The 10,164-nt window shown below is 40.2% G+C and carries 9 protein-coding genes; 3 read left to right on the forward strand and 6 right to left on the reverse strand.

The window, feature by feature from the left end:
- Nucleotides 1–8: 8 nt before the first annotated feature.
- The 3 genes from VNZ46_RS27715 to VNZ46_RS27725 form a co-directional block, all read right to left on the reverse strand.
- Nucleotides 9–482: a lactate dehydrogenase gene (locus tag VNZ46_RS27715; protein ID WP_325564674.1), complete on the reverse strand. Its 474-nt coding sequence runs from the start codon at nucleotides 480–482 to the stop codon at nucleotides 9–11.
- 81 nt (nucleotides 483–563) lie between these two features.
- Complete coding sequence (locus VNZ46_RS27720) at nucleotides 564–1,622, reverse strand: response regulator (RefSeq protein WP_199075966.1); 1,059 nt, start codon at nucleotides 1,620–1,622, stop codon at nucleotides 564–566.
- Nucleotides 1,623–2,807: a PAS domain-containing sensor histidine kinase gene (locus VNZ46_RS27725; RefSeq protein ID WP_199075968.1), complete on the reverse strand. Its 1,185-nt coding sequence runs from the start codon at nucleotides 2,805–2,807 to the stop codon at nucleotides 1,623–1,625. It abuts the gene before it with no gap.
- 126 nt (nucleotides 2,808–2,933) lie between these two features.
- Here VNZ46_RS27725 and VNZ46_RS27730 point away from each other — a divergent pair, with 126 nt between their 5' ends.
- Nucleotides 2,934–4,721 carry a hypothetical protein gene (locus VNZ46_RS27730; RefSeq protein ID WP_325564678.1) on the forward strand — a complete coding sequence of 596 codons (1,788 nt, stop codon included), beginning with the start codon at nucleotides 2,934–2,936 and terminating at the stop codon, nucleotides 4,719–4,721.
- A gap of 91 nt (nucleotides 4,722–4,812) precedes the next feature.
- Complete coding sequence (locus VNZ46_RS27735) at nucleotides 4,813–5,682, forward strand: PAS domain-containing protein (RefSeq protein WP_325564680.1); 870 nt, start codon at nucleotides 4,813–4,815, stop codon at nucleotides 5,680–5,682.
- Here VNZ46_RS27735 and VNZ46_RS27740 read toward each other — a convergent pair.
- Nucleotides 5,658–7,736 carry a M48 family metalloprotease gene (locus tag VNZ46_RS27740; protein WP_325564682.1) on the reverse strand — a complete coding sequence of 693 codons (2,079 nt, stop codon included), beginning with the start codon at nucleotides 7,734–7,736 and terminating at the stop codon, nucleotides 5,658–5,660. The two genes, VNZ46_RS27735 and VNZ46_RS27740, sit on opposite strands and share 25 nt — an antisense overlap.
- 95 nt (nucleotides 7,737–7,831) lie before the next feature.
- On the reverse strand, nucleotides 7,832–8,383 hold the full coding sequence (locus tag VNZ46_RS27745; RefSeq protein ID WP_325564684.1) for a hypothetical protein: 552 nt from the start codon (nucleotides 8,381–8,383) through the stop codon (nucleotides 7,832–7,834).
- A gap of 203 nt (nucleotides 8,384–8,586) precedes the next feature.
- On the opposite strand from VNZ46_RS27745, the gene VNZ46_RS27750 reads away from it, so the two are divergent.
- Nucleotides 8,587–9,138 (forward strand): hypothetical protein, encoded by a 552-nt coding sequence (locus VNZ46_RS27750; RefSeq protein WP_325564686.1) that lies wholly within the window; start codon nucleotides 8,587–8,589, stop codon nucleotides 9,136–9,138.
- Nucleotides 9,139–9,198: 60 nt separating this feature from the next.
- Here the strand turns inward: VNZ46_RS27750 and VNZ46_RS27755 are convergent, their stop codons facing one another.
- Nucleotides 9,199–9,939: a hypothetical protein gene (locus VNZ46_RS27755; RefSeq protein WP_325564688.1), complete on the reverse strand. Its 741-nt coding sequence runs from the start codon at nucleotides 9,937–9,939 to the stop codon at nucleotides 9,199–9,201.
- Nucleotides 9,940–10,164: the final 225 nt, after the last annotated feature.

A 10,164-nucleotide genomic window follows, 5' to 3' on the forward strand; every position in this document is an offset into this window, starting at 1 on the left:
CGGATAGCTTAGTTTTCATGATCATCTTCTTTGGAAGAGTCAAACAAGTCAGAATGCTGGTCACAGGCCCGGGAGCAAACGCAGGAAGAACCTAAGCATTTTTTGCGCTGCCACTTGTCCAGGTTCAGGATTGTTTCTGCAGCCAGGGCCATAGACAAAGCCTCCTGAGAGTCCTCTTTAAGAATTGAAGCAGGTACATTGGCAATCCGGATGTTCCGGCTTACCGCGGCCTGTTTGTCAATATGTTCAACAGAAGTGGAACGTGTCGCAATATATTTAATGCCCAGATCGGCGAGCCGGTTGATTACCTTTTCCGATACCTCGTCATCCACAAATACGATAACGGCCTCTTTACCTTCTGCGTAAACAACGGTATCTTCACTTAGCGCATTCGAAATTAAGGTAATGTCGTGCTTTTTGCGATTAGCGATCGCAAGAGGTTCTTTTTCAGAAGATTTGATGCTATAGGCTACTGCTCTCATGCTTGATATTTTATGACATCAAAATTAAGCGCAGCAGCCTTTGATTAGAATGAGTTTAATCAACCATTAAAATGATATTCATCAGTTTTTCATTTGACGGAGCCTTTTAAGGTCCAGGATCTGGATCTGACTACCTTTACGTTCTATGATCAGTTCATCTTTAAAATCACTCAGGATACGGCTCACAGTTTCCGTAGCCATTCCTGCAAGTGCAGCCAGATTGTCTCTGGACACCCGCAATAAAAGCGGGTCATCAGACTGTTCCTGTTTGGACAGACGGATCAATACCTCCGACAACCTTTTGCGTACAGAGTGATAAGCCAGTTGCATGAGCTGCTCTTCTTTATCCAATAAATTATTAGATAATATCTTAATAAACTGACGTCCGATATCCGGGTACTGGTTCAAAAGTTCCTCCATCATATCTTTAGGCAACATGCAAATGGTGGTATCTTCCATCGCCTCTGCATTCTCAGCGTAAGGTTCATTCAACAATAAAGAAGGAATTCCAAAATATTGATCTTCCCCGTAAATGCCAGTCATCAGCTGTCTGCCGTCTTCAGTCAATTTAATGGTTTTCACCTTTCCTGTGATCACCAGATAAATTCCCTGAACTGAATCCCCCTCATAATAAATAACCTGTTTCTTTTTTATATGCCTTACCTTTCGCTGGGCAATCAGCTTATTCAATTCTCCCAATCCAGATTTATCACTGATCAGACCACTGATCTGATCAAGAGATTTGCTGTAAAAGGCTTGTTGTTTATTTCTCTTATTCAACCTGCTTTCAATGGCATTGAGCAGCTCTATATCGTCAAAAGGTTTAGTGAGGTAGTCGTCGGCCCCCATTTCCATTCCTTTTCTCATGTCCAGCCGTTCTGCCTTGGCAGTAAGAAAAATAAAAGGTATAGCAGAAGTATTGGGATTCTTACTGAGCATATACAACACACCGTAGCCATCCAGTTCAGGCATCATAATGTCGCAGAGGATCAGGTCGGGAAGATGCTGTACAGCTAAATCGACACCAGTCTTTCCATGGTTGGCTTCCAGTACTTCATAGCCGGCAAGATCTAGGATCTCTCCAACACTTTCCCGTATATCATTATTGTCTTCTATAACCAGAATCTTTGTTTTCCCCATCTATTTATTAAAAGAAAGTATAAATGTTGTCTCTTTATTAATTATACTATTAAACTGTACTTCTCCCCTCATCAAGGTAACATAACGCAGAACAATATTCAATCCCAGTCCGGTTCCAGGAATATTACCTGTATTGTTCGCCCTGAAAAAGGGCTGAAACAGATGAATCTGATCAGATTCAGGAATACCAATACCATTGTCTTTTATCGTTACAATACATTGGTTTTCATTGATCTCTGTATTGAATTCAATAAAGGTATTTTCTCCTGAATATTTTATGGCGTTTCCAATCAGGTTAATCATACAATTCTTCAGCAGGTTCTGGTCCAGCATTACCATGCTTTCCAGTCCGGTATGCTGGTAAATGATATTTTGATCCTGTTTGGCAATCATCTGCATCTCTTCGGTAATCTCTTCGGCCAGTTTAACCAGGTCAAATGAACTGAAGGTAGGTTCTACCCCGCCTGCCTCTAATCTTTCCAAAGACAGAAAATCATTGAGTATGGTGGTCAGGTTACCTACTGCATTTTTGATTTTACTGACATGTTTTTCAATATGTTTATTTTGAAAAGGCTGGGCATACTTTTCGATCAGGGAGGCGGAGAGTTGTACAGAACTGAGCGGTGTACGGAACTCATGAGAAGCCATAGACACAAAGCGGCTCTTCATCTGGTTCAATTCTTTCTCTTTTTCCAGGGAAAGACTCACCTCCTCCTTGGCTTCTCTCAAAGCCACCACCGTCTTCTTTAAAGATTTGGTCCGCTCTTCCACCAGCTCTTCCAGTTCTGCGGCATATTCGCGCAAACGCTCTTCAGCTTCTTTTTCCTTAGAAAGATCATGGATAAAACCCGTATAAATTTTGCGTTCTTTATACTGCACTTCACTTACCGCGAGCCGGAATGGAAAGGTTGAACCGTTTTTCCGGAGTCCCCTTACTTCACGTCCTATTCCAATGATTCTCTTTTCACCAGTATGTTCATAACGGTCCAGGTAACCATCATGCGCCCCCTTATCAGGTTCAGGCATCAACATTTTGATATTGTGGCCAACCACTTCGTCTAAACCGTAACCAAATAATTTTAAGGCCGCAGGATTTAAGCTTTCAATTATTCCATGCTGATCAATTGTAATAATTCCATCAATCGCTGTTTCTATGATCGCATTTAAGAGCCTTGCTTTTTCCATAAACCTTTTTTTACAAATATATCAATTTTTATGCCCCTGATTTTGATTACGATCAAAACTAAAACATGATCCCCATCATATTTTAACCTAAAAATTGTCTGGTACTTTGCCACATCAATCCGATAAATGAATATGACAACACATACTTTCCACATTCCCGTTCTTGGCCTGGGCTATTCTATAGACACCCCTTTAAAAGTAGCTAAATATGGCATATCTTCCGTTGTTTCCATTGTAGATGACGAACTTACAGAACGCATGAGAAAGTACCATTCGGACTGCAATCAATTGCCTTACCACTTTATAGGGCCAAATGAACCAGACTCCAGGGCCAAAAGGATCACCGCCTATCTGAACCTGCTGGAACAATTGGTAACCCAACAATTTGATGAGATCAGACAACAGGATTTTACTGAAGGAACTACATTGTCTACTTATTTTGAGTGGTTACCAGAATATTCACCGCTCAAAATTCAGTATACCTCTTTAAAAAACATGGAAGACGGTATGTTAAAATCCCATCTGGAACAGGAACTTAAACAACAGATCAGACCCGGTTCCATTGATGTGAACATTATGTCTAAAGTAGATAAAGCCAATTACAATGCGCAGCAGGAATATGCGGGTGATGATTTTACCGATGCCATTGCCGCCATGCGTGGTTTTGTAAACAGCCGGCTGCATTCTTCAGTCATTATATCTGCCGGATTAAACCCCCGCCTGTATGCCTATATGGAAAAATGCCTGGACCTTTATCCTGTAAATGGCCAATTCACAAAGAAAATCATCCTTAAGGTAAGTGATTACCGTTCGGCGTACCTACAAGCCAAAATACTAGCAAAAAAAGGTCTTTGGATTGCTGAATTCAGGGTAGAATCTGGTCTCAACTGTGGTGGACATGCCTTTGCCACCGATGGTTTACTGATGGGCCCGATCCTGGAGGAGTTTAAACAGAACCGTACGTCCCTGGCCAATGAACTCTGGGAAATCTATACAGAAGCTCTGCAGAAAAAAAGCATCCCGGTTAATGAGCAGCCACAACAACGGATCACGGTGCAAGGCGGAATAGGAACAGCTGAAGAGCATGAATTCCTGCTCAGCTATTATCAGCTTGATGCTGCCGGCTGGGGAAGCCCTTTCCTCCTCGTACCTGAAGCCACCAATGTAGATCAGGATACCCTGGAAGCACTGGTTACTGCAGAAGAAAAAGACTACTACCTGAGTAATTCCTCCCCTCTGGGTGTATTGTTTAATAATTTCCGCAAAAGCACCGCGGAGGAACTGAGACTTCAGCGTATTGAAAAAGGAAGGCCTGGCAGTCCATGCAAGAAAAAATACCTCTGCACCAATACAGAATTCACTGCGCAGCCCATTTGTACCGCTTCAAGAGAATACCAGCACCTAAAGATTGAACAACTGCAAAGCATGGAACTTGAGGAAAAAGACTACCGCAGGCAATTTGAAACTATTACAGAAAAAGTATGCTTGTGCGAAGGACTCTGTGCTTCTGCTTATATAAAAGACGGATTACTGAAGCCAAGGGAAAGTAAAGCAGTAAGCATTTGCCCGGGTCCTAATCTGGCCTATTTTTCGGGAAAGTACAGCCTTTCAGAAATGATCGGTCATATTTACGGACGCGAAAACCTCCTTGCAACTGCAAAAAGGCCGAACCTGTTCATCAATGAACTTAACCTTTATATTGATTATCTGAAAAAAGACATCTCCTCCCACCTGGAATTATTGAGCGATAAGAAAGCCCGCTATTTCAGCAAATTTTCTGCTCAGTTGCAGGAAGGTATAACTTATTACAGAAACCTGGTTCCCAATTTAAAACTCCAGACCAAGTCTGCAGTACAGGAAATTCAACACCAGCTTGAAGAAGCAGAAAAGGCTTTGCTACAACTTTCTCTTTAATTTTTTAGAAAACACATCCAAAGTTTCACAGTCTATATTTACAAATACTACCAATAAAAGTTTATTTTTACAATAAACATCCTTCCATACTGTGAAAAAATATCCTTTATTAAAAATAGTGTTCCTGTATTTCCTGCTGGGCAGTCTCTGGCTCCTGGCAGGTGCAGTTGTCATCAACTGGATTGACAATCAATACCCTTCCGTTAATCTCCAGGGCTTGCATTTTTTCAAGAATCTCATATTTCTTATTGCAACTTCTGTTGTGGTACTTTTTTCACTCAATTACTATTACGGGAAAAGGTTCATAGCCGAACGCAAACACAAAACCGAACTACTGGCCAATGAAAGAAAACTGAATGACCAGTTAAATCTTTATGAAACCGTAACACGGGCAACCAATGATGTGATCTGGGACTATGATATTGTTCATGATGCCCTGAAGTGGATGAACGGGTATTATGAAACTTTCGGTTATAAAGTAGACAATAGCCCGGTAAAAGCAGAGTGGAGTATGAACAGAATCCATCCAGACGACCGTCCAAGAGTATGGGCCTCCTTCGAGCAGGCACTGGCCAATAAAAGAACAGCCTGGCAGTCAGAATACCGCTATCAATGTTTTGACGGTACATACAAATATGTTTCTGACCGGGGTTACATCCTTTTTGATCAGGATCAAAACCCTTTAAGAATGATTGGAGCGCTCCAGGATATCGATACCACAAAAAAATATGGGGAACGCCTGCTCTTAAAAAACCAGAAACTCAAAGAAATTGCCTGGCTAAACTCCCATGAGATCAGAAGACCTTTGGCCAACCTCACTGCACTGGTTCAACTGATCCGGCCATCCATAAACAATCACGAAAATCTAATTCCTATCCTAGACCACCTCGAAACTTCTGTTTGCGAATTGAATGAAGCTGTAATCAAGATGAACAATCAGACTAAAGAACTCGAAGAATAACTATATTCAAGCTGGGTAGTCAATAAGGAATTTTTCTTCAGATAATGAATTCGTGCAATTATTCTTAGAAAATCATTCATTGCAGTAAAAAGCAGATCAAGTTCATGATCAAAATACGCGGTTCCGGCAAAGTACTTCCAATCCTGTTCCAGGTAACGCTCAAATCTTCCCCTGGTTTTCTCATCAATCTCTTCTTTACACCATTCTTCTGCTAAAATAGTCCGAATTTGTTCTATAAAAAAACGTTCGGACCATTTAAGGTTTTTAAGGCTTTCCCGAATTTCCTCGAAGGGCATACTCACCTGCATAAATGCACTTGTTTTAACCAGATCAGTATAAATTTCCTGCTGCCGAACAAACAAATCCAATGCACGCCGATAGTCCTGGTGCATTTGCCTGAATTCTATTAATTTACCGGCACTGGATGCATTATTATAAAACCTATAGAAGATATCCTGGTCTCTTTGAACAAGCTTTTCATTCAATACTTCCAATTCTTTGTTCAGCTGCTCGATAATCTCAGGGCAATCAGCAGGTGTGTATTTATGACCATCATAATCAAAAGATTTCAATACAAAATCTCCCGAACCAATTTGCTCCAAGGTTGCAAGGTCCGCCTCAATAGACTTTGAAGTATACATCATGTCCAACGTTTCCTCACTAAATAATACGTCCAAAGCCAGATCGCTTTCAACTGTCGGTTTTAAAAACGTAGATTCTGTAGCCGCACCAACTGGGTTTCTCTCATTAAAATACCCCTTATAAACCTCGGGAAATACATGTTGATTGTAGGTCTTTGAATACTCTTCCTGAAAAGCGAAAAAACCCTGTACAACAGGAGGTTTAGAATATTGAACTGCATCAAACAAGCGCGCTGTAAACTGTTTCTGAACCGCTTCAGCGTCCATAAGCAATTCAGATGCAATACCCTGTTCCTGTACCGTTCGTACTTTATTCAATAATTTCAAGGCTTTAATTCTATCCTGGGTACTTGGATGCGAAGACCATTGGTCTTTTAAAACCAGTTTGGATTTATTGAACCTGCTGTAACTATCCGGATTTACTTTGGGAAGGTCATTTTCTATCTCCAGCTGATACTTTGTGGCCATAAAAGTCATCACATAACGTTGCTGTGGATAGAAATTATCGGTTTTCTCGGCCTCTTCGAATTTAGTATTATAATAGTTAAAAACTTCATTAAGAGATTGATCCGCCAACTCCAGCCGTAACAGTGAGTCAATAAGTGCCTGAGAGCCGGCCACCTCTGCCGCCACAGCATCTGCATGAAATTCCATTTCCCTTGATAAACCCAAATAGTTCAAATTGACGACCTCATATACTTTCGTCAGCAAAAACTGAATACCAGTGATCATTTTTACAGCAATCCCTGCAAACAAATTAAAGTAATTACTTGTCCCAGACCATTTGGCCATCATTTCGCTGTAAGAACCATTATCATACAGCATATCATGAAGCACCCGGTTTACATTGTAAACATAGCTTCCAACTTTCATGCTTCTCTGGGAAAAATGACCAAATTCATGAGCAAGAATGGCTTTTAGTTCCTGTTTTGATACCGCATTCATCAATCCCAATCCTATTTGTAAATTCTTTTTTACCGGAAGGAACATACTCCAGAAACTGGAGTCATAAAATACGGAGGCATTCACATCGGCAGAAAGGTATATTCTTTTAGGAAAATCTGTTTTCACATCAGCAACAATCTCTGCAATGAATTCAAATAGCTTTTGTTCATTCGCCTTTGTAATTTCCATTAAATGCGACCGATCTGTTTTATTCTTGTTGAACACAAATTTCACTAGGAAAATCAGCACCAGAATACCTAGGCTAATGAGTCCCAGGCCAAGCATTATGGTAGCAAACATGGCCTTCAAAATTACCAGCATAACCGCCGCATAACCACAAACCAAGGCAAATAGTACAGCAAGACTGACCAGAACAAGATAAGTAACCATAAACAAAAGAATAGCGCCAATGGACCGGACAGCCATTTTCCTGAATTGTTTAGAAATTTTAATTTGAGAAGCTTCCATGAGCGCAATTATTTATAGACGCAAAATAATAATTTTATGCATGATTAGAAAGTCATTGCTTCATCCAAACCTCAGAAAAAAGCTGCAAAATTCTATTACTTGCTAAACTGAGGCATTTCCATCAGTTTTATATCATTGTCTTTGGCATACTGGGTTCCAATCTCATATAACTTATTATACCGGACGGTAAACGCCGTGTATGACCTTTTGTCCAAATCATCCATTGCTTTGGTTATTTCATCTTCAGGCGCTTTCCGGTCAATCATTTTAGCAATAGGCAGATGGTCTTTTTTATAGCTTTCAAGTGTAAACTGGAAAAGATCTTTAGAAGCATCAATCAGGGCCTGGGTATCCTTTGTAGGCAATAGTTCATCAATATTTTTCAGGTATTTCTCCACCCTTTTTATAGCAAATCCAAGCTGTTGCTCATAACTATACTGGTCAACACCAGGACCGGCTGCAAGAGGCTTACCCCGGTATCCCAGCATCTTAGTAAAATATTCACTGCCAAAATAGGATACAGAATTGGCGTTCAGCATTGTCACATCAAAATATTTTTCAGGCGATGCCGGTAAGCGGCAAGCTTCAGCCAGGAATACAATATTGCAGACAAGTAAAATGATAAAGGACCTTGTTAATTTTTTCATAGGGAATTGGGTTTAAGTGATAAATCATACGGAAACAAAACTCCCTGTATGCATGGTCAATTCCAAATATCATCCGCCTACAATATGTCTACAGCTTGAAAAAAAACAACAATCGGTCAATAAACCATTATATATTAATTCTCTATTTTTATCCGGTGGAACATTTGCTTTAATTTCACCACTAGTATTTCAAAACAAGACCGATGAAAAATATACTATATATTCCAATATTAACCTTGCTGCTCTCAGCCTGCATCCACAAAGATTCGAATACCAACAAAAAGCATATAGACACCACGAATACCGTAGTTGCTGACACGAACAAGCCTGCGCCAAAGCCAGTGCTAAAACCAGCACAAAAAAAAGAATTTACGTCCAGGCTTGACAGTATTGAAAAAACGAACAATGCAAGCGTTATTGCATCAGGCGATGACGTCACAAAGGCTTACGTTCATTTGGATGGCAGTGACAGCACCATCAATTTAACTGCTTATATGAGGAAAGATCACCGATTTTTTGGTTATGCAGCTCCCGACGTCACATCTGAACGCCTGATATTATTCTCAATTTTTACAGACGATGTTCAAAATAACCCTTTCGGATGTAAACTTGGTGCTTACTACGATACCAGAATGGACTCCTTAACTTTAAAATACGTATCGACCAAAGGAAATTTCGTACAAGCAAAGGCAGTTAACAAGACTAACCAATCCACAACAGTGTACTTTGAAAAAAAATGGATAGATTTTGAATAAACAGGGAAACCTTGCCAGCCTCCCCTCTTCAGTTTGCTTAGAAAATTGCAATCTCTATTACTATTTCGTAGTCAACTTGATTACAGGTTTACCATTAATGCAATCTATTCTTTCCACCTTTGTTTGAGGCTCAACAGCAGTAGCAGGGCCATCTGCTTGAATAATCCTGGTTTTCAACCCATTGTAAAGGGAAACCTTTTTCTTCAATACTGTATAGTCCTGAGTCCGTAAATAAGTGATATATTCTACATCCATAAGTCTATCTTTAATCAAGGGGGCAGGCATCCAGGAGGACGCATCAGTACAAGTCTGGGCATTTACGATAGCCATAATTTCTAAATAAGTCTTCGCGGCAAGAGGTTTAGCTTCTTCTATGCTCATATTTGCAGAAGTAATGACCTTCACTTTACCGGTGTTACATTCTAATCGAATAGGTTGTTCAGCGATCCAAAGAGATTCGAAACATGGATCAATGATGTAACCTTCTCTAATCATTGCCTTTGTTTGCTCACTTAACAGATCAAAGTATTCCTTTTTTAGCTTTTCAAATTTTGCCTGATCGGATATTTTAACCGGGTAATATGTTGATGAACAACCTGAAGCCATTTCCTGAATGGAAACGTCGGTGAGCTGGCTGCAGGGAATATTGGCAGTAAGCACGGTGATCTCATTCATCTTTGCGGTAGCAAGCTCACCCCACTCCGTAGATGAATGCTCTTTCTTTTTACAGCCCAGGCAAAACAATGCAATTGACAGTACAATAGTTAATGATTTGAAAACGGAATTTAGATTACTTTTCATTTTAGAGGTTCTATTTTGGTTAGTTTCTAAAACTAATACGTATCAAAATGCATAAACGCTACAATAATTTTATTTTTTCTGATTATTCTCAAGCATCTACCAGTTCTGAACCCTACCCGGACCACCTTCCCTCTGCAATTTGCTCAGAAAATTTTGTCTTGTTGATGAGGCGGCCTCAGAGATCTGTGCGCTTCTTCAGCGCGCCTGATATCGTTAGCCCCGAAT

The organism is Pedobacter sp., from assembly GCF_035566355.1.
GTDB lineage: Bacteria > Bacteroidota > Bacteroidia > Sphingobacteriales > Sphingobacteriaceae > Pedobacter.